Source organism: Agrilactobacillus yilanensis (assembly GCF_003946725.1).
Taxonomy (GTDB): domain Bacteria; phylum Bacillota; class Bacilli; order Lactobacillales; family Lactobacillaceae; genus Agrilactobacillus; species Agrilactobacillus yilanensis.
In genome coordinates, this window is the sequence record NZ_RHOY01000024.1 from 1 (window position 1) to 20,493 (window position 20,493).

Sequence of the window (20,493 nt, forward strand, 5' to 3'; positions counted from 1 at the left end):
CGAACACAGTAGTTAAGCTTCTTAACGCCGAATGTAGTTGGTGGGAAACTACCTGCGAGACTAGGAAGTCGCCGCGCTTTTATTCCGGTTTAGCTCAGTCGGTAGAGCGCTTGACTGTTAATCAAGATGTCGTCAGTTCGAGTCTGACAACCGGAGTCATATATCGGCTAACCTATTAGCCGCTTTTTTTATATCTTTTTAAGGTAAAATGTAAGGCCCCTTGGTCAAGTGGTTAAGACACCGCCCTTTCACGGCGGTAACATGGGTTCAAATCCCGTAGGGGTCATCGATAGGCCGGCTTAGCTCAGCTGGTAGAGCATCGGTATCGTAAACCGAGGGTCACAGGTTCAAGTCCTGCAGCCGGCATTGCGAATAAAGTTATACATTTGATCATAAACATAAAAGGCGAGAACCAATACCGACATATCGGCTTTGGTTTTCGCCTGTTTTAGTTTATGGGCATAATTTAGCAACTCATTCGTAAAAACATTATTTAGAATGGAAGGTATTTTTGTGGAGAAGAAGGAGAAAACTTTTTTAGGGCAACCTAGAGGGCTCTCGACCCTGTTTATGACAGAGTTCTGGGAGCGCTTCAGTTACTACGGCATGAAGGCCATCTTATTATTCTACATGTATTATGCGGTAGAAAAAGGCGGTTTGGGCTTTAACCAGGTAACTGCAGCATCAATCATGGCGATTTACGGTTCCTTAGTTTATTTAGCCGGGGTTATTGGTGGATTTATTGCTGACCGTTTGTTGGGTAGTCGCCGAACCGTGTTTATGGGCGGGGTTTTAATCATGTTCGGGCATATTGCATTGGCATTGCCATTTGGCGCGAGTGCATTATATGTATCTATTGTTTTAATCGTTTTGGGGACTGGTTTATTGAAACCAAATATCTCTGAAATGGTCGGGACTTTATACTCCCCTGAAGATGTCCGCCGGGATACTGGTTTTAGTATTTTCGTATTAGGGATTAACTTAGGATCATTATTAGCACCAGCAATTGTTGGGACTGTCGGCCAAAAGGTTAACTTCCATTTGGGCTTTTCTATCGCTGCTATTGGTATGTTCTTTGGTTTACTTCAATATTACTTTGGTGGTCGCAAGTATTTGAGCGAAAGTTCATTACATCCAACAGATCCAATTACACCAGAAGAACGACCTAAAGTTATTCGTAACATTGTTTTAATTGTTGCTGCATTCGTCGTTGTTTTTGGCGGCTTAGCAATTGCCGGCAGTCTAAATATTGGGATGATCGTCAATGTGTTTAGTGCCATTGGGGTTGCTTTACCGATCTTCTACTTCATCTTAATGTTATCAAGTAAGAAAACGACTAAAGTTGAACGTTCTAGAATTTGGGCTTATATTCCATTGTTCTTTGCCAGTGTTCTGTTCTGGTCAATCGAAGAACAAGGCTCAGTTATTTTAGCATTATTTGCTGCGAATCAAACGCAACTAAATTTAGGTTGGATCGAACTATTACCTTCATGGTTCCAAATGTTAAATCCATTCTTTATCATTGTTTATACACCAATCTTTGCTATTATTTGGACAAAATTAGGCAAACGGCAACCATCTACACCAGCCAAGTTTGCAACAGGGTTGATCTTTGCAGGGCTTTCTTATGTCTTAATGGTCTTACCAACAACTTTAAATGGACAAAAATTATCTAATGCAATGTGGTTAGTTTTGAGTTGGGCTATTGTTATTATTGCCGAAATGTTAATTTCACCAATCGGCCTTTCTGCAACAACAAAATTAGCACCAAAAGCTTTCCAATCTCAAATGATGAGTATGTGGTTCTTAGGTGATGCCATGGCGCAAGCTATCAACGCCCAAGTTGTTAAATTGTATTCAGTACATTCAGCAGCAATGTATTTTGGGGTCTACGGCGCAATTGTAGTCGCCTTCGGGGTTATTTTATTCGTTGGTGTCCCTAGAATTAGAAATCTAATGCAAGGTATTAAATAGGTTATGAGGTAAAATAATTGATAAAAGTTGCCACAACTAGTGATAATCATCTGGATGTGAATAAATTAGATATTGATACCGTGCTGCAGGCACAGGCACAATATTTAGTCGCACAAAAAATTGATTATTATCTAATTGCCGGTGATCAGTTCAATGATTTTACGAAGACCCAGGACTATGTTGCAAAGATGCAACAAATTGTCGGCAAAGCTGTAAAAATTTACTTCATTGCCGGCAATCATGAAATGGTGAATGGGTTCACTTATCCGGAGCTACAGTTGCCAATTGAACCGGCTTATTTGCATCAAAAATTTGTAGATATTCCGGGGACGAATTATCGTATTATTGGCAACAACGGCTGGTATGATTATACTTATGCCAGTCCGTTAACGGCTCAAAAAGCGAAAACGGCAGCAGATTTCAGTCGTTGGCGCAATGCCTATTGGATTGATGGTGGTATCCAAGGGCGGGCTGATGATTTAAGGCTGATGCAGCAAGTTTTGAATATGGTGCATCAACAGTTCATGCTTGCAAAACAAGAACATAAAAAAGTTATTTTTATCACACACTTTGTACCGCAACAAGCTTATATTTTTTATACACCGGATCGTACTTATTGGAATATGGCAACTGCCTTGATGGGCAGCCAGAGATTAGGGGACTTAATCCAGGCATATCAAATTGAGCATGTGATTTTTGGACATTTGCATTTACGGCAAAAGCCCAAAACATTAATGGGGGTTACTTATCATACAGCACCGGTGGGATATGGTCTAAAAAGAATCAATGAATGGTCTAGTTCGAATTTTATGCAGGAATGGCAAAAAACTTTGCAAATAATTCAAATATAAGGTTGCATTCTTCCTGATATTTTAGTATTATATTTAAGTCGGTTACGATAAGTAACACTTATGGAGGAGTAGCGAAGAGGCTAAACGCGGCGGACTGTAAATCCGCTCCTTCGGGTTCGGTGGTTCGAATCCACTCTCCTCCATTTATTGGGTTATAGCCAAGCGGTAAGGCAATGGACTTTGACTCCATCATGCGCTGGTTCGAATCCAGCTAACCCAATTTTTACCGTTTATAAATCACTCATATAGTCGATGACAATTAATTTTGTTATCGATTTTTTTTGAAAATAAAAGGAGAGATCTTATGAAAATTGGCTTTATAGGTGCTGGTAATATGGCTCAGGCAATGATTGAGGGTCTGTTAACTGCCAAAGTACCCTCATCAGAACTTTTGATTCACAGTGCGCATCCAAACCACTATGAGGCCTATGCGCAAAGTAAGGGGATTCAGGCTGTAGCCAGTAATCTTACTTTGACGCAACAGGCAGATGTAATTATTTTAGCTGTGGAACCGGCTTTATATGAAACTGTAATTACAGAAATTAAACCTGCCTTAACTGAAGAAAAGATCTTAGCTTCTGTACTGACCGGTATTTCAGTGGCCCAATTAAGTACCGCCGCTGCAATCTCTGACTTGGCCATTGTTCGATTAATGCCAAATGTAAATGTTAAAATTAACCAAGGTATGACAGCAATCACTGGGAATGCCGCGAGTCAAGTAACGGGGTTAGCGACGGTTAAAGGAATTTTTGAAAAAATTGGCTCTGTGACGGAACTGCCAGAGCAGCATTTTAGCACATTCGTTGCGCTAGCTGGCAGCTCACCTGCGTTTATTTACCTATTCATTGATAGTTTAGCCCGGGCGGGGGTAAAATATGGCTTGAGCAAGGCACAAGCTACAGAAATCGCCGCTCAAGCGGTTAAAGGCAGTGCCCAGATGGTATTAGAAGACGGCCGTTCGCCGTTTGATTTGATTGACCAAGTCTGCTCCCCTGGCGGTACCACTGTAGCTGGCTTATTGGCCATGGAAGAAAACGGCTTTATGACCAGCGTTATTAAAGGCATCGACGCCACTATAAATAAAGACAGGGCGTGAGAAGGGGCGGTTTGGCGATGCGCCAACATAAACCCGGTCTTGGCCTGTGAGTCATTTGGGGTTAAGTGAGCGCTTGTTTACTCAGAGCATGTAAGAAAACCAACCTATTCCAAAAAAACAACACAAAAAACCAGCGATTATCGTAATCGCTGGTTTTTTTTAAGCATTATCGGGTTTATCTAAGTGCGATGGATCATAGGTCATCTCCACGCCCATCACGGTAAGATGGCCGTTAGCAATGAGCTGAATGACTAATTTAGCCATATGTTCCGGTGAAAAATCACTATTATTATTGAGCCACCAGTGCAAGATACCTACAAAAATTGAAGTCATATAATCAATGATAAAACTGGTTGGAATCAGTGTTTGACCTTGTTTGATTTCCAAATTATCAAAAATTTCAGCATAACGTTCTTGTAAAACACTACGCAAGGTTTCCGTTAGCGTTGTTGTATTGTTGCTGCTGGTCAAAATCTTGAAGAAGCCACGGTTATCTTGGGCCAGCCTGAAAAAGCGAGATAACATATTTTCAACGTTGCTGATGTCTACCTTATGATCAGTCGTCAGAATTTCAATGCTCAAAACTTCTTTAATAGAATCTAAGGCAAAAGAGAAGACGTAGTGATAAAGGTCTTGTTTGTCTTTGAAATGGGCATAAAAGGTGGCGCGATTGATCATGGCTTCATCAGCGATTTCTTGAACGGTTAAATTTTCAAAACCGTTTTCTTGAACTAATTTGATGAAAGCGTCGACAATCATTTTACGTGTTCGAATAACCCGTAAGTCCTGTTTTTTAGCCATTTATAATCTCCTTATATAAAATAAAAATATAACATCAACAGAATAATTTTTTAATTGTTTAGACAACATTTCAATTGGAATTGTTGTATATGTAATGATTCTGGAAAGATTGCTTATTGTTTTTTAGACAGGTTGTTATAAACTTAACAAGTATAAGTATAACAAACATAGTGTTGGTTATTCAACACTCGTTTTCAAGGCTTTGGAGGGATTATGATGACACAACAAACATTGCGCGGTGGTATTGACGTTGGCTCTACGACCGTAAAATTAGTGATCATGAACGAGAGCAATCGTTCACTTTATGAAACTTACCAACGCCATTATTCGGATGTAAAAACGGCGACAAAGAAAATTTTGACGGAAGCAAGCCAAACGATTGGCCTAGATCAACCAATTCAATTCACGATTACTGGTTCTGGCGGTATGGGCTTAGCGGAAGTTTTGAAAGTTGAATTTGTTCAAGAAGTCATTGCCTGTACACGGACTGTAGAAATTTTGATTCCACAGACAGATGTGGCCATTGAACTGGGCGGTGAAGACGCCAAAATTACATTCTTTGATGGTGCGATGGAACAAAGAATGAATGGTAGTTGCGCTGGCGGTACCGGGGCTTTTATTGATCAGATGGCCAGCTTATTGAAGACGGATGCCAATGGGGTTAACGAATTAGCTAAAGATTTTAAGCATATTTATCCAATTGCTTCTCGTTGTGGGGTGTTCGCAAAGACGGATGTCCAGCCTTTAATTAACGATGGGGTTTCAAAATCAGATATTGCAGCTAGTATTTTTCAAGCGGTTGTTAACCAAACAATCGCGGGCTTAGCTTCTGGTCGAAAAATTCGGGGCAAGGTTGCTTTTTTAGGTGGGCCTTTATACTTTATGAGTGAATTACGGGCACGCTTTATTGATACGTTAAATTTGCAACCTGAAGATGTGATTTTTCCAGATTCACCTCAATTATTTGTTGCCAAGGGGGCTGCCTTTTATGCAGAAGATCAGCCGGTAACGACCTTAGCTGGGTTATTAGCCAATTTGGTAAATGATGACGGTAATGCTTTGAAAATAAGCGATACGCTGCCACCATTATTTGAAACGCAAGCAGACTTAGATACTTTTAGAGCTCGGCATGCCCAAGCAAAAGTCGAAAGTCAGCCATTAGCAGATTATCAAGGCGTGGCTTTTCTAGGAATTGATGCGGGGTCTACGACGACTAAAGTCGCTTTGATGAGCACCGATCATAAATTATTGTATACGTATTATGACAAAAATGATGGGGATCCATTGAAAAAAACAATGGCTATCCTAGACGATCTTTATAGTAAATTACCGGATACCGTAACCATCGGTAAAGTTTGTACCACCGGTTATGGGGAACAATTAATCAAAAACGCTTTACGGGCTGACGTGGGTGAAGTTGAAACCGTGGCCCATTATAAAGCGGCCCACTTCTTCCAACCAGATGTGGACTTTATTTTAGATATTGGCGGCCAAGATATGAAGGCCATGCACATTAAAGATAATGCGCTGTCCACCATTCAATTGAATGAAGCTTGTTCTTCAGGTTGTGGGTCCTTTATTGAAACTTTTGCGGAATCTTTGAAATATGATGTGAAAGACTTTGCAAAAGTCGCTTTATTGGCGAAACAACCTGCTGATTTAGGCTCACGCTGTACGGTATTTATGAACTCAAAAGTTAAGCAAGTTCAAAAAGAAGGGGCAACCATCGGTGATATTTCTGCCGGCTTGTCTTATTCTGTTATCAAAAATGCATTGTACAAAGTGATTAAAGTGCGTCGGCCTGAAGATTTAGGGCAGCACATTGTCTGCCAAGGTGGGACTTTTTATAATGAAGCGGTTCTGCGGGCTTTTGAACAAATTAGTGGCTGTGAAGTCATTCGGCCAAATATTGCCGGTTTGATGGGGGCTTATGGGGCAGCAATTATTGCCCAGGAAAACTATCAAGAAAATGACGTCACCACTTTATTAAACAGTGAAGAAATGGCTGCTTTCACTTCTGAAAAAGAATATATGCATTGTGGCCTTTGCGAAAATAACTGCCAGCTGACAGTGACTATTTTTAATGACGGCCGTCGGTTTGTTACAGGGAACCGTTGCGAACGGGGCCAAGCCCGGGGCATGAAGGTTGAATTGAAAAAAGCCAATGAGATGGTTAATTTAGTCGATGAAAAATATAAATTGCTATTTGGTTATCGGCCATTACGCAAAAAGTTAGCAACGCGCGGCACCATTGGTATTCCCCGAGTATTAAATATGTATGAAAACTACCCATTGTGGGCAACTTTCTTTAAAGAACTAGGTATTCGGGCGGTTTTGTCACCACGTTCAGATAAAGATTTATTTGAACAGGGGATTGAGACAATTCCAAGTGATACGGTTTGTTATCCAGCGAAGTTAACCCATGGGCATATTATGGCCTTGATCAATAAGGGCATTCAAACTATTTTTTATCCTGGTGTTGTTTATGAACGGGAAGAAAATAGTAAGGCCCGTAATCATTTCAATTGTCCGATTGTTCAAAGTTATTCTGATGTTATTCGTAATAATGTGGATGAAATTCGGGATGGTCAAGTAGATTATCGTAATCCTTATTTGAATTTGGCGGATGAAAAGTCAGCCGTGAAGAACCTTTTTGAAACATTTAAAGATTATGGTGTTTCTGAAACGGAAGTTAAAACGGCTTTTGAAAAGGGATTAGCTGAGTTAGATAACTTTAAGCACAAAGTTCAAAGTCGCGGTGAGGATGTATTAATGCGGCTTCACGAAAAGGGGGAGCATGCCATTGTTTTGGCTGGCCGACCTTATCATTTGGATCCTGAAATTAACCATGGGATCGCACAAATTATTACGCAAGAAGGTTTTCATGTTTTAACAGAAGACAGTATTTCGCATTTAGGGGATGTCTCCGGTTTGCGGGTTGTGGATCAGTGGGTTTATCATGCTCGGTTGTATGCGGCAGCAGAAGTGGTGGCTAAGGAACCTAATCTGGAATTAGTTCAGTTGAATTCCTTTGGCTGTGGGCTAGATGCGATTACAACAGACCAGGTTAATGAAATTCTGGCGCAGCACAATAAACTTTATACGGCTTTGAAGATTGATGAAGGTTCCAATATGGGGGCTGTTCGGATTCGGTTACGGTCTTTGAAAGCAGCCATCAATGAACGGCAAAAACAACAGATTGCGCCTAAGAAGTTGTATGACATGCCTGAACCAATTCCATTCACTAAGGAAATGCGGCAAACACATACTATCTTGATTCCGATGCTATCCCCAATCCATCAAGACGGCTTGGTAGATATCGCCCTTAAAGAATCTGGCTATCGGGTGGTAACGTTGCCGGCTCAAGATCCTGGTGCCGTAGATGAGGGTCTGAAATATGTAAATAATGATGCTTGTTACCCAGCAATTATTTCTATCGGTCAAATGATTGAAGCCCTTAAGAGCGGCGATTATGATTTGCATAATACTTCGGTTTTGATGACGCAGACTGGTGGTGGCTGCCGGGCAACGAACTATATTCCGTTGATTCGTAAAGCTTTGCGGGATGCGGGCTTTGGACAAGTGCCGGTTATTTCTCTATCCATGGGGAATAAGGGGACTGAAAAGACCGGGGATGGCTTTAAGCTGTCACCTAAGATGATGAAACGTATCGCTGTGGCTTTCTTATACGGTGATTTATTTGAACAAGTTGTTTATCGGACACGGCCTTATGAAAAACAACCGGGTCAAATTAATAAGATGCACGAAAATTGGATTCAATTGGTTCAAGATAATGTGCGTAATGGTAGCTTGAGAGAATTCGGTAAAAATGTCCAAGAAATTGTTCGAGATTTTGACACGGTGCCTCTGCGGCATGTGAAAAAGCCTAGAGTCGGGATTGTTGGTGAGATCTTAGTGAAGTATTCACCGATTGCTAATAATAATGTTGTGGATCTCTTAGAAAAAGAAGGTGCCGAGGCGGTGGTGCCTGATATCGCCGGCTTTATGAACTATTCGTTGTATAACCAGCGGATTAAGCACAGTGAATTCGGGATGCCATTGAAGTCAGAAATTTTGGCGAATGCGGGGATTAAACTGATCAATCAACTGCAAAAACCGATGACAAAGGCCTTTGATAATTCTAAACGTTTCCGGCGCAGTGCTAATATTGAAGATTTGGCAGATTCTGCTAGCAAAGTGCTGAACTTAGGGAATCAAACTGGTGAAGGCTGGTTCTTGACCGGTGAGATGATCGAACTGCTAGATGAAAATGTCGACAATATTATCTGCATGCAACCATTCGGCTGCTTACCAAATCACGTCGTTGGTAAAGGGGTCGTTAAAGAGTTACGTCGGCAGTATCCTAAGGCAAATATTGCGCCAATTGACTATGATCCTGGTGTCTCTGTTGTAAACCAATTAAATCGGATTCGCCTAATGTTAGCTTCTGCCAACAAGAATTTGGCCGAGAGTTTAGAAGAAAGTAACGATTCTGCTTCGATTACAACACGGCGAGATGAGAACCATAGTGTCGTGACTGCTTATTCTCGGGACAATTAGTTCAATTTTGATTTTAATTTTATGACTTTCTAGGTATAATGTAGAAGGTAGATTCGTTAAAAAGATAACAACGGATGTGCTCGCTGAAGCTAGAAGTTTGATTTGAAAATACGCTGATGCGCAAATGTGCGGTATTAGCGTATTTTTTTGGATTTAAGCAGCTGTAGCATTAAATTGACATTGACTCTAAAAAGTTTTGCATTTTTGGTCTATACCGGTTATACTGAACTTGAGAATGACAAACAAAGAGGAGTGGCAGCATGAGTGCAAAAGTATTGAAACATGCGGTTATTTATACTGGCGAAGAAAAGATCGAAGACGGTTATGTTCGTTTCACAGACAAGATTTTGAATGTTGGCCCAGCTTCTGAATATCAAGCCCAAGCCGGCGATGATGTTGAGATTTTGAGAGATCGGGTTATCGTACCTGGTTTTATTGATGTCCATGCCCATGGTGGTTATAGTTATGACGCAATGGATGGGGATGCAGATCAGATCGCGGCAATGGCTCAAAAAATGATGACCAATGAAGGGGTTACAACGTTATTTGCAACAACAATGACCCAATCTGATCATAATATTGAACATGCGATGGCTGGTGTTAAGGCAGCTGCAGCTAAGAATCCAGTAATTCAAGGGATTCACTTAGAAGGTCCATTTATTTCACCTGTATTCAAAGGGGCACAACCTGAAGAATACATCAAGGATCCGGATACAAAGCTATTGGCTCACTGGAATGAATTATCTGGCAACATGATCAAATTAATCACTTATGCGCCAGAAGATAACGGCGCGGCTGCTTTTGAAGATTATTGCTTATCTCACGGCATTGTACCTTCAGTAGGTCATAGTAATGCCACTAGAGCGCAAATGATGCAAAGTAAAGCAACCCACGTGACACATTTATATAATGCCCAACGTGAATTCAAACATCGTGAACCTGGCGTTACAGGCCATGCCATGCTGGAAAACAGTATGACTGGGGAATTGATCTGTGACGGCTTCCATATTGTCCCAGATATGATCAAATTAGCTCTAGAATTAAAGGGTGTTGATCGGATCGAATTAGTAACGGACTCTATGCGGGCTAAGGGGATGCCTGAAGGCGAAAGTGAACTCGGCGGCCAAAAGGTCTTTGTTAAAGACAAACAAGCCCGTTTAGCAGATGGCACTTTAGCTGGCTCTGTCTTACAATACCCAGATGCTTTTGTAAACATCATGCGTTTTACCGGCTGCTCTGTAGCTGACGCTGTCAAGATGTCCAGTGGTAACCAAGCCAAAGAATTTAACTTGACTCAAAAAGGTTACATCATCCCTGGTAAAGATGCAGATATGAACTTATTCGACAGTGCCTTTAAGCTTCAAGAGACTTATAGCTTCGGTCAAGCGCATCACGCCGAATAATTAAGGAGTGACAGGAATGCGTTCGCCGATATATATTGAGATTCACAATAAAATCAGAACAGATATTGAAGATGGTAAGTGGCATATAGGCCAACGAATCCCAGCGGAACGAGAACTTGCTAAAACATTTGGCGTCAGTCGAATGACTTTACGGCAAGCAATTCAAACCCTTGTGGATGAAGGTATTTTGGAACGCCATGTTGGTTCTGGAACCTATGTTGCCAGCCGTAAAGTTCAAGAAAGAATGTCTGGTACAACTAGTTTTACAGATCTGATGCAAGCACAAGGCAAGGTACCTTCCAGTAAGACGGTATCCTATCATTTGGCTAGCCCAACATTGAGCGAGGTCAAACGTTTAGAATTGCCACAGGGAAATCAGGTTTTAAGAATGGAACGAATCCGTTATGCAGATGGCATTCCAATTAGTTTTGAAACTGCGGCCGTACCGGCTGATTTAGTAGAAGGCTTTTCTAAAGAAGAAGTCACGGCTTCTTTATATCATGTTTTGGAATTAAAAGGTGGCTATCAATTAGGCGGCGCACAGCAAACCGTCAGTGCAACACTTGCCTCTGAACGAATTGCGGATTATTTAAAGATAAAACGTAATGACGCAATCTTAAAATTACGGCAAGTTTCCTTTCTACAATCCGGTCGACCATTTGAATACGTCCGGACACAGTACGTTGGATCAAGATTTGAATTTTATCTAGAAAGATAAAAAGAGCGTGAACTAGAGCGGGAAAGCCTCGAGCACTAACCTAGAATCTTGAAGGGTGTCGTCAGACACACAAGAGATTCGTAGTTAGGTGAGAGCTTTGCTCTTTTGAAACGCGTTTATGGAAGAGAGCGTGAACTAGAGCGGGAAAGCCTCGAACACTAACCTAGAATCTTGCAGGGTGTCGTCAGACACACAAGGGATTCGTAGTTAGGTGAGAGCTTTGCTCTAGTAAACGCGTTTAAAAAAATATCTTTGAAAATTAAAACATTAATTTTTGGGGCCTGGAACAAAAACTACTTTTGTTCACCAGACCCTTTTTTATGCCTTAAGCTAGAACGTTTGTTTCCAAAAACTACAGCATTTATTTTGCATATTTATGAATAGACAGACTATAATAAAGCACAATAACATTGGCAAAGTAATTCGCTTAATACGTTAATTTATGATAGAATTTTTGAAGGACTTTTTAATTTCCAGGAGGAAACAGCGAAACAATGGTTACTACCACTAATAAATATAAAAAAATCACCAAAAATCTATTCATGCTGTTTATCATTTTACAGCCGTTTTTGGATATTTACTTTTTCTACGTTCCACCGCTATCTAAAATGATTTCTTTTGCAATCCCAACAATCGTCAGAATTCTATTTATTTTTGTATTAGGCCTATTGTTCCTTTATAGTGAGCGTAATAAAAAAATGACTTGGTTTATCATTGGTTATGGCGTCATTTTACTCGTCTACTTTGCCTTTCATGTCTATAACGCCCAACACTTTTACAATTACGGCGGCAATATGCTGGGGTACTCTTTAAGTGGGGAACTCTTCTATTTAGTTCGCATGGTTATTCCATTATTTGTCATAATTATGGCTTATAAGATCAATATCAATCGAGAGCTGTTCTTGAAAATTATTGTAGGCTTAACCATTTTAGTATCTGGCAGTATTGTTGTGACAGACTTAATTGGCGTGGCTTTAGCCTCTTATGGCAGTGACTGGATTAATGGGAACTTCTTTAGCTGGTTTGATGTGAACAGTGGTTTTACGTATTGGGATACGGCGGCTAAAAGCTTCTTTTATTACGCCAATGCCGTTTCTGCTTTAGAATTACTGTTAGCACCGATTTTGTTTTACTATATGATTACGCATTTTAATTGGCGCTCAGTACTGCTAGTTGGTGTTCATTTGTGGGCAATGTTTATTTTAGGGACTAAAACAGCAACTTTAGGGGTTATTCTAGCCCTTTTTGGTTCACTAGGTATCTATTTACTATTTGTCTATTTTGATAAGGGACAACGTCTGAATAAGGCTATTTTAGCCGTTTTTTCAGTATTTATCATATTGTCGGGAGTCATTTTACCCTACTCTCCAACTTTAAATCGGCAGCAAGTGGATAATATTGTAGTTACTAGCCGCGAGGGCAGTAAAGCCGCTGCTAAAAAACGCGATGCCGTCTTAAAACAACAATTTCAAGCCGCCGCTCAAGGCACCAAAAAGGATTTAGCGCCGGTTATTAAAAATAACTATGCACAATACGGCCTACAAGCAAAATTTGTGGAGGGCGGGTATTCTTATAAAGTTGATCCACAATTTTGGTATAACATTATGATGAATTGGCCAGCAGCAGATCGGGCTAATTTTAGAAAACTAGAACAGGCACAGCTGGATCGTATCAAAGAGGTAAACAACAACAAGCTAGATAATTGGCTGGGGATTTCATATACACGAATGAACTATGCTTTTAACCTAGAAAGAGATTTTGTTTCTCAATGGTATAGTATGGGTTACATCGGCGTCTTATTGCTCGTCATGCCTTATGTCTTCTTAATGCTTTACGGCATTTATTTGATGTTAAGATACCGGCAACGATTGATGACTTATTGGAATGTGACCTTGTTATTTGGGTTAGCCTTAATTTTGAGTATTTCGTTTTATAGCGGTAACGTCTTAGACTTTTTGTCAGAATCGACAATTTTAGCCTTTGTGGAAGGCCACTTCCTATATAGTTTACGCAATGATCAAGATCGACGGGACTTCTCGCATGTTAGTTTTATTAGCGGCGGCCCTAAAAAATAAAATAAATGGTGGAAAAATGACAGACTTAAAAGTAGCAGCAGTAATTGTGACCTTTAACAAATTGGCCTTATTTAAAGAGTGCTTAGAAGCAATCCGGGCGCAGACAACACCGGTGAGCCATATAATCGTTGTGGATAATCATTCTTCAGACGGGACAGAATCCTTCTTAAAGGCCCAAGAGGATGTCTTAGTTTTACGAACGGAGACTAACTTAGGTGGGGCTGGGGGCTTTAATGCTGGGATGAAGCAATTCATGACCCAGACTGATGATGATGCGGTATGGATTATGGATGATGACACGATTCCAGTGCCGGACACGTTAGAAAAAATGTTGGCTGGTGGTGCTAAAGTTGAAGACTACGGTTTCTTATGCAGCAATGTTAAATGGACCAATGATGAACCAACATTGATGAATATTCCAAACGTTAAAAAGACAGCTTGGAATTTAATCGCTGAAAAAGGGCTAATTAATGTGGAAAGCTGCTCTTTTGTCTCGGTAATGATTCCGCGGCAAGTTGTTGAAGCTGTCGGTTATCCGATTTCAGACTTCTTTATCTGGGGGGATGATTTTGAATATACCTTGCGGATTACGATGACCAAACTGCATAAAAATGGTTATTTTGTTTCCGACAGCGTGGTTATCCACAAAATGAATCAAAATTTACCAGTGGATATTTTGACCGAAGCAGACCCTAATCGCTTAGGCCGTTTTTTCTATAACTATCGCAATTTATATTATATTTCTAAAAAACGTGGCGGCCGCTTTGTCTTCGGGCATTGGGCCCGGGCGTTAGTCACGTTAGTTAAAGTACCTTTTGTGAGTCCTAACAAACGCTTGAAACGGATGGGTTTAATTTTACATGGTTTGTTTGCGGGCATTGTGTTTAAACCGCAGATTGAATATCCTAATAAGTAGGCAAACGACGTTGTGGTCGTGAAAGGAGCAATCATGAAGTATTTAGTTGTCGGAACGGGGCTATTTGGGGCAGTTTTTGCCAATGAAGCTGTGAAACATGGGCATAGTGTGCATATGATCGAACGCCGGGACCATATTGGCGGGAATGTTTATACTGAAGAAATTGAAGGTATTCAAGTACACAAATATGGGGCACATATTTTCCATACGAGCCAAAAACGAATTTGGGACTATGTTCAACAGTTTGCGGAATTTAACCGCTATACGAATGAACCTGTCGCTAACTACAAAGGCGAAATTTATAATATGCCGTTTAACATGAACACATTTAATAAAATGTGGGGTGTGCGGACACCTGAGGAAGCACAAGCCAAAATTGAAACGCAACGGCAAGTTTTGAATGGTAAAAAGCCGACAAACTTAGAAGAACAAGCTATTTCACTGATTGGTACGGATATCTATGAGAAATTGGTCAAAGGCTATACCGAAAAACAATGGGGCCAAAAAGCTACTGATTTACCAGCCTTTATTATCCGGCGGCTGCCAGTGCGTTATATTTATGATAACAACTACTTTAATGACCCTTATCAAGGGATTCCTATTGGCGGCTATACCCAGATCATTGAAAAATTAATTGATGATCCGGCAATTTCAGTTGCTTTGAATACAGACTTTTTTGATAATAAAGCCGGCTATTTAAAAGATTATGACCGGGTTATTTATACCGGCATGATCGATCAGTTCTTTGATTACCAATTCGGAGCCTTAGCTTATCGTAGTCTGCGTTTTGAACAAGAAGTGCTAGATGTGGATAACTATCAAGGCAATGCGGTTGTAAACTACACTGATGCAGAAACACCATTTACGAGAATTATTGAACATAAGCATTTTGAATTTGGCAAAGGCCGTAAGAATAAAACCGTGATTACCCGCGAATATCCACAAGATTGGGTAAAAGGGGCAGAACCTTATTACCCGGTAAATAATCAAGTGAATGATACGCTCTTTAAAAAATATCGGGATCTATCGGAAAAAGAAGCGGCCAATGTTTTGTTCGGCGGTCGCTTAGGCCAATATAAGTACTTTAATATGGACCAAGTTATTTTGTCTGCACTACAAGCTGCGGGAAGGGAATTTAAAGACTAGAAGTTTATGAAAGTTCTTAAAAATTATCTCTGGAACGCATTTTACCAGCTCTTTTTGATTATTGTGCCGGTTATTACAATGCCTTATATTACCCGGGTGTTGGGGCAGACCAACAATGGGATTTATGCGTTTACGTATTCCAATGTTCAGTACTTTATTTTGTTAGGTAGTTTAGGGGTATCTCTTTACGGTAATCGAGAAATTGCGTATTTACGTAAAGATCGTAAAGCCACAACAGATGCGTTTTGGAGCATCTTTTTCATGCGTTTAGTCACAATTATTGTGGCGATGGTGGCTTTCTTCATCTTTTTAACGTTTACGGGGAATTACCGACCATACTACTTAGCCCAAGGGTTAGCCATTATTGCGGCCATGCTGGATGTTTCTTATTTGTTCATGGGCTTTGAAAATTTCCGAATTACCGTAATTCGAAATTTTATTGTTAAATTATTATCGTTGATTCTGATTTTTACATTAGTCAAACAGCGCAGTGATTTAACCGTTTATATTTTAATCGTCGCCGGCTCCACTTTGTTTGGCAATTTAACGTTGTGGCCTTATTTAAAACGTTACGTGGATCGGCCGATATTCAAAGATTTAACTTACAAAAAACATTTCTTAGAATCTCTAAGTCTGCTGATTCCACAAGTAGCCACTCAAGTTTATGTTTTATTAAACAAAACAATGGTGGGCTTGATGGTTTCAGTGAGTGCTTCTGGGTTTTATAACTACGCGGATAATATCACTAAGATATTACTGTCGGTGGTGACGGCAGTGGCGACAGTAATGTTGCCCCACGCCGCCAATGCCTATGCCCAAGGAGATGAGGCTGGGGTCCGTAAGTATTTATACTTAGCCTTTCAATTTGCCAGCTTTTTAGCAGTGCCTTTAGCCTTTGGACTAGCGGCGATCGCGCCTAAATTTGCGGTTTTATATTTAAGTAAAGCCTTTAGTGAGGTGGGCACGCTAATTGTTATTGAAGCGGCGGTGGTGATTTTGATTGCTTGGAGTAATGTCATTGGGATTCAATACTTAATGGCCACGCATCAAAATCGGGCATATACGATTTCAATTATCTTTGGGGCCGGGACAAATATTGTCTTGAATATTCCAATGATTATGCTGTGGCAGACGCCGGGCGCAATGGTGTCCACTGTTATCTCAGAATTTGCGGTAACCTTATATCAAATTTTTGCCATTCGTAAGCAAGTGAAAATTTCAAAGTTATTCCAAGATCAATGGAAGTACTTTTTAGGCGGTATTATCATGTTTATCGGCGTACGATTCCTACATGATCGCTGGATAATGACTTATAAACAATTAATTGTTGAAGTAGCAATTGGCATTGTAATTTATTTTGTGCTCATCTTTATTTTACGACCACAAGTTTTAAAAACAGCAAAAGACTTCTTGCGTCAGCGAAAAAAAGCATAGATTTTAAAAATAAATAAGGCTGAATGCAAAACCTTCGTTTTGTACAGCCTTATTTTTGTAAAATATTAATTTTTAGATTTTTCTTGTCGAATAAGCAACATGAATTTAGGAATCGCTAACATGCGCTTAAAACGTGTGGGTTCTTTTAATAAGCGGTAAAACCATTCTAAATGTAGATCCTGCCAAAATTTTGGTGCCCGTTTGGTTAAGCCGGATAAAACATCAAAACTACCGCCGACACCCATCCAAATACCGTTGGTCAAATGATAATTTTCTTTGATCCAAAGCTCTTGTTTGGGATAGCCTAGACCGGCAAAAACCAGTTGCGGCTGTTGGGCTTTGATGTCGGCTAAAATTTTAGTATCATCTTTAAAGTAGCCATCATGATAGCCACAAAGGTCAATACCCGGATAAGTGGTTTGAATTTTGGTAACGACTCTTGCCATGACCTCCGGCTTAGCGCCAACGAGGTAAACTTTTAAGTGCTGCTGATCGGCCTTTTTTAAAAGGGCAATCATTGTGTCGTAGCCGGTAACGCGTTCTGGTAAAGGCGTCTTCAAAGCGGTGCTTGCCTTGATTATCCCGATACCATCTGGTGTAATATAGTCAGCGGCTTTAATCGTTGTCAAATAATCTGGGTGATCTTTGGCATATAAAACGATCTCAGGATTAGCGGTCACAATAAAACGCCGATTTTTTTGCGTAATGTCTTGTTGTAGTTGTTCTAAGAATGCTCGGTTTGTTGCTTTAATAAAGGGAACGTCCATAATCTGGACTGTGGGAAAAGCCATTTGCTCACTCCTTACTGATATTGGCTTTATTATAGCAAATTTAAAATTGAAATATACTTTTGCGGAGGGATTTTTTTGAAAATATTAATCGTTAATGCTGGTAATGAAACTGGCGGTGGCCGTGCCCATATGGTGCAGTTGATTGGGGCTTTGAATAAGTTAGAGGATACACAGGCTGAATTGTTGGTGTTTGAAGATAGTGCGGTCGCCCAAATGGCCAGAGAGCATCATGTTAAAACGACGATTATTGCTCAAAAATCACAATTAGATACGAGTGTTGTTAAGCAGTATCAACAATTTGTGATTGATCATCATTTTGATATTGTCCATACCCATGGCCCTAGAGCGAATGTATTGACGCGCATGATTTATAAAAAAATTCCAGCAACTTGGGTGGTCACCGTACATAGTGAACCAAAAGTAGATTTTCCTAAGGGTGGTCTGAAAGGCAAGCTCTTTTATAAGTTAAATGTTGGTGCGTTGAAACGGGCGAAACATTTATATTTGATCACAAACTATTTTCATGATGAATTGGCCAGTTATGGTATTAAAGATGACGAAATGACGCCAATTTTTAATGCGATTAACTTCTTTGAGGCGCCTGTTGATAAGACTGCCCATGAGACTTTTAATATTTTGAATGTGGCGCGGGTAACGTATGTTAAGAATCAAGCGCTCTTATTAAGTGCCTTAGCTAAAGTTAAGTTTGATTATCGGGTGACAATTTTAGGGGATGGCCCTTTGGAAGCAGACTTAAAAGCCCAAGCTAAGATTTTGGGGATTGAAGATAAAACGGATATTGCCGGTTTTACAGAGAATACCAAGCCTTACTATGAAAAAGCAGACTTGTTTGTTTTACCATCAACTTCAGAAGGGTTTCCCACGGTGCTACTGGAGGCTGCCAACTATGAATTGCCGGCTATTGCGACGAATGTAGGCTCTGATGAAGTGGTGATTCCCAATGCTGATATTGGCTGGATTTTCAAAACTGGGGATGAAGCTGGTTTGATTAAGTGCTTAAATGAGGCCTATGATGAATATCAATCCGGAATTTTGGCGAATCGGGGCCGATCATTTAAGACATTTGCGGCCAATAATTTTTCAGCGGATCATTTAGCCAAAAAAATGGTGACGTTATATCAAGCCGCACAAGATTAGCAGTTTGTGAATTTGTAAAAAAATAGTAAAGCGGTATAATGATATAAAATTTACTGAACTCAATTTTGTAATCTATAAGGAGTATCATTGATATGTATAACTATCCTGACGACAGCTTAGCATTGCACACCGACTTGTATGAGATCAACATGATGTTAACCTACTGGCAAAAGGGGATTTCTGAACGTCATGCGGTTTTTGAATCTTATTTTAGAAAAAATCCGTTCGGCAGCGGCTATGCCATTTTTGCCGGATTAGAACGGGTGATTCGTTACGTTCAAGGCTTACATTTCACAGATTCAGATATCGCTTATTTAAAAGAAGTCGAAGATTATCCGGAAGCTTTTTTAGATTATTTAAAAAATTTGAAATTCACCTGTACGATTCGCTCAGCAGTTGAAGGCGATTTGGTGTTTAATAATGAACCGATTTTCCAAGTGGAAGGCCCATTGGCACAGTGCCAACTAGTGGAAACGGCAATTTTGAATATCTTGAACTATCAGACATTGATTGCAACCAAAGCGGCTCGGATTAAGTCCGTTACTGGTGACGATCCAGTTATGGAATTTGGTTCTCGGCGGGCACAAGAGTTAGATGCGGCGATTTGGGGCACAAGAGCAGCTTATATCGGCGGCTTTGATGCGACGAGTAATGTGCGGGCAGGCAAAATGTTTGGCATGCCAATTTCTGGGACCCACGCCCACTCTTTAATTCAGACATACCGCAGTGATTATGAAGGCTTTAAAGCTTATGCGCAAACCCATCATGACTGTGTCTTTTTAGTAGATACTTACGATACTTTACGCAGTGGGGTACCAAGTGCGATTAAAGTTGCTAAGGAAATGGGCGATGCCATTAATTTCCAAGGGGTGCGGATTGATTCTGGGGATATGGCTTATATTTCCAAACGGGTTCGCCAACAATTAGATGCTGCTGGGTTTACAGAGGCCAAAATTTATGCGTCTAATGATCTCGATGAAAAAACGATTCAGAACTTAAAAATGCAAGGGGCTAAGATTGACGTCTGGGGCATTGGCACGAAACTGATTACAGCATTTGATCAACCGGCTTTAGGTGCGGTCTATAAATTAGTTTCAATTGAGGACAGCAATGGTGAGATGGTCGATACGATCAAACTATCCAGCAATGCTGAAAAGGTGTCAACACCGGGCTTAAAACAAGTTTGGCGAATTACGAATAATTTGAAAGATGGCAAATCAGAAGGGGACTACATCGCATTATGGCATGAAGATCCTCGACTACAGTCCGAATTATTCATGTTCCATCCAACGTATACTTATATTAATAAAATTCTAAAAGACTTTACGGCGCGGCCATTATTGCAGACGATTTTTGACAAAGGGACATTAGTGTATCAATTGCCAGATTTACAAGCAATCCGGGCTTATCGTCAACAGAATTTAGATTCCTTATGGGATGAATACAAACGAGATTTGAATCCGCAAGAGTATCCAGTGGATTTATCCAAGCGTTTGTGGGATCATAAAATGGATTATATTCAGAAGGTACGTAACAAAGTAGCTCGAGAAACCGGGGCTAGAGATTAGAA

Annotated in this window: 14 protein-coding genes, 5 tRNA genes and 1 rRNA gene; 18 read left to right on the forward strand and 2 right to left on the reverse strand. The window is 40.3% G+C overall.

Features of this window, described 5'->3' with window-relative positions:
• The 9 genes from rrf to proC all read left to right on the forward strand — a co-directional run.
• Positions 1-77 (forward strand): 5S ribosomal RNA (rrf, locus tag EKM93_RS13845); the annotation flags it as partial.
• Positions 78-83: 6 nt separating this feature from the next.
• Positions 84-156, forward strand: a tRNA-Asn gene (locus EKM93_RS12500).
• A gap of 58 nt (positions 157-214) precedes the next feature.
• Positions 215-286, forward strand: a tRNA-Glu gene (locus EKM93_RS12505).
• 7 nt (positions 287-293) lie between these two features.
• A tRNA-Thr gene (locus EKM93_RS12510) sits at positions 294-366 on the forward strand.
• A gap of 132 nt (positions 367-498) precedes the next feature.
• Complete coding sequence (locus EKM93_RS12515; RefSeq protein WP_125715918.1) at positions 499-1,974, forward strand: peptide MFS transporter; 1,476 nt, start codon at positions 499-501, stop codon at positions 1,972-1,974.
• Between the two features lie 17 nt (positions 1,975-1,991).
• Positions 1,992-2,825: a metallophosphoesterase gene (locus EKM93_RS12520; protein ID WP_225423717.1), complete on the forward strand. Its 834-nt coding sequence runs from the start codon at positions 1,992-1,994 to the stop codon at positions 2,823-2,825.
• A gap of 62 nt (positions 2,826-2,887) precedes the next feature.
• Positions 2,888-2,968, forward strand: a tRNA-Tyr gene (locus EKM93_RS12525).
• Positions 2,969-2,973: 5 nt separating this feature from the next.
• Positions 2,974-3,045, forward strand: a tRNA-Gln gene (locus EKM93_RS12530).
• An 84-nt stretch (positions 3,046-3,129) separates the two neighbouring features.
• Positions 3,130-3,921 carry a pyrroline-5-carboxylate reductase gene (gene proC, locus EKM93_RS12535; protein ID WP_125715919.1) on the forward strand — a complete coding sequence of 264 codons (792 nt, stop codon included), beginning with the start codon at positions 3,130-3,132 and terminating at the stop codon, positions 3,919-3,921.
• Between the two features lie 159 nt (positions 3,922-4,080).
• Here proC and EKM93_RS12540 read toward each other — a convergent pair whose 3' ends face one another.
• Positions 4,081-4,722, reverse strand: coding sequence for a TetR/AcrR family transcriptional regulator (locus EKM93_RS12540; protein WP_125715920.1), 642 nt, complete (start codon positions 4,720-4,722; stop codon positions 4,081-4,083).
• A gap of 216 nt (positions 4,723-4,938) precedes the next feature.
• Here EKM93_RS12540 and EKM93_RS12545 point away from each other — a divergent pair, with 216 nt between their 5' ends.
• The 7 genes from EKM93_RS12545 to EKM93_RS12575 all read left to right on the forward strand — a co-directional run bounded on the left by EKM93_RS12545 (position 4,939) and on the right by EKM93_RS12575 (position 16,974).
• Entirely contained in the window at positions 4,939-9,282 is a 4,344-nt protein-coding gene (locus EKM93_RS12545) for a 2-hydroxyacyl-CoA dehydratase (RefSeq protein WP_125715921.1), read from the forward strand.
• Positions 9,283-9,542: 260 nt separating this feature from the next.
• Positions 9,543-10,685 carry an N-acetylglucosamine-6-phosphate deacetylase gene (nagA, locus tag EKM93_RS12550; protein WP_125715922.1) on the forward strand — a complete coding sequence of 381 codons (1,143 nt, stop codon included), beginning with the start codon at positions 9,543-9,545 and terminating at the stop codon, positions 10,683-10,685.
• A gap of 16 nt (positions 10,686-10,701) precedes the next feature.
• Positions 10,702-11,403 (forward strand): GntR family transcriptional regulator, encoded by a 702-nt coding sequence (locus EKM93_RS12555; protein WP_125715923.1) that lies wholly within the window; start codon positions 10,702-10,704, stop codon positions 11,401-11,403.
• Between the two features lie 494 nt (positions 11,404-11,897).
• Positions 11,898-13,478 (forward strand): O-antigen ligase family protein, encoded by a 1,581-nt coding sequence (locus EKM93_RS12560; protein WP_125715924.1) that lies wholly within the window; start codon positions 11,898-11,900, stop codon positions 13,476-13,478.
• A 16-nt stretch (positions 13,479-13,494) separates the two neighbouring features.
• Positions 13,495-14,394 (forward strand): glycosyltransferase family 2 protein, encoded by a 900-nt coding sequence (locus tag EKM93_RS12565; protein ID WP_164507095.1) that lies wholly within the window; start codon positions 13,495-13,497, stop codon positions 14,392-14,394.
• A 30-nt stretch (positions 14,395-14,424) separates the two neighbouring features.
• Positions 14,425-15,540 (forward strand): UDP-galactopyranose mutase, encoded by a 1,116-nt coding sequence (gene glf / locus EKM93_RS12570; protein ID WP_125715943.1) that lies wholly within the window; start codon positions 14,425-14,427, stop codon positions 15,538-15,540.
• 6 nt (positions 15,541-15,546) lie between these two features.
• Complete coding sequence (locus EKM93_RS12575; RefSeq protein WP_125715926.1) at positions 15,547-16,974, forward strand: flippase; 1,428 nt, start codon at positions 15,547-15,549, stop codon at positions 16,972-16,974.
• A gap of 65 nt (positions 16,975-17,039) precedes the next feature.
• On the opposite strand, the gene EKM93_RS12580 is transcribed toward EKM93_RS12575, so the two are convergent.
• Entirely contained in the window at positions 17,040-17,765 is a 726-nt protein-coding gene (locus tag EKM93_RS12580; RefSeq protein ID WP_125715927.1) for a WecB/TagA/CpsF family glycosyltransferase, read from the reverse strand.
• A gap of 75 nt (positions 17,766-17,840) precedes the next feature.
• Between EKM93_RS12580 and EKM93_RS12585 the strand changes: the two genes are divergently transcribed.
• A complete protein-coding gene (locus EKM93_RS12585; RefSeq protein WP_125715928.1) occupies positions 17,841-18,923 on the forward strand; it encodes a glycosyltransferase in 1,083 nt (360 codons plus the stop codon).
• 92 nt (positions 18,924-19,015) lie between these two features.
• The gene (locus tag EKM93_RS12590; RefSeq protein WP_125715929.1) at positions 19,016-20,491 is read left to right on the forward strand and encodes a nicotinate phosphoribosyltransferase; all 1,476 of its coding nucleotides are present in this window, start codon (positions 19,016-19,018) and stop codon (positions 20,489-20,491) included.
• Positions 20,492-20,493: the final 2 nt, after the last annotated feature.

What these genes read in the sequence shown, in the direction of transcription:
- EKM93_RS12565 (WP_164507095.1), top strand. Translation starts at nt 13,495, where the DNA reads ATGACAGACTTAAAAGTAGCAGCAGTAATTGTGACCTTTAACAAATTG.
- EKM93_RS12515 (WP_125715918.1), top strand. Translation starts at nt 499, where the DNA reads ATGGAAGGTATTTTTGTGGAGAAGAAGGAGAAAACTTTTTTAGGGCAA.
- EKM93_RS12555 (WP_125715923.1), top strand. Translation starts at nt 10,702, where the DNA reads ATGCGTTCGCCGATATATATTGAGATTCACAATAAAATCAGAACAGAT.
- EKM93_RS12545 (WP_125715921.1), top strand. Translation starts at nt 4,939, where the DNA reads ATGACACAACAAACATTGCGCGGTGGTATTGACGTTGGCTCTACGACC.
- EKM93_RS12580 (WP_125715927.1), bottom strand. Translation starts at nt 17,765, where the DNA reads ATGGCTTTTCCCACAGTCCAGATTATGGACGTTCCCTTTATTAAAGCA.
- nagA (WP_125715922.1), top strand. Translation starts at nt 9,543, where the DNA reads ATGAGTGCAAAAGTATTGAAACATGCGGTTATTTATACTGGCGAAGAA.
- EKM93_RS12590 (WP_125715929.1), top strand. Translation starts at nt 19,016, where the DNA reads ATGTATAACTATCCTGACGACAGCTTAGCATTGCACACCGACTTGTAT.
- EKM93_RS12540 (WP_125715920.1), bottom strand. Translation starts at nt 4,722, where the DNA reads ATGGCTAAAAAACAGGACTTACGGGTTATTCGAACACGTAAAATGATT.
- EKM93_RS12575 (WP_125715926.1), top strand. Translation starts at nt 15,547, where the DNA reads ATGAAAGTTCTTAAAAATTATCTCTGGAACGCATTTTACCAGCTCTTT.
- EKM93_RS12560 (WP_125715924.1), top strand. Translation starts at nt 11,898, where the DNA reads ATGGTTACTACCACTAATAAATATAAAAAAATCACCAAAAATCTATTC.
- proC (WP_125715919.1), top strand. Translation starts at nt 3,130, where the DNA reads ATGAAAATTGGCTTTATAGGTGCTGGTAATATGGCTCAGGCAATGATT.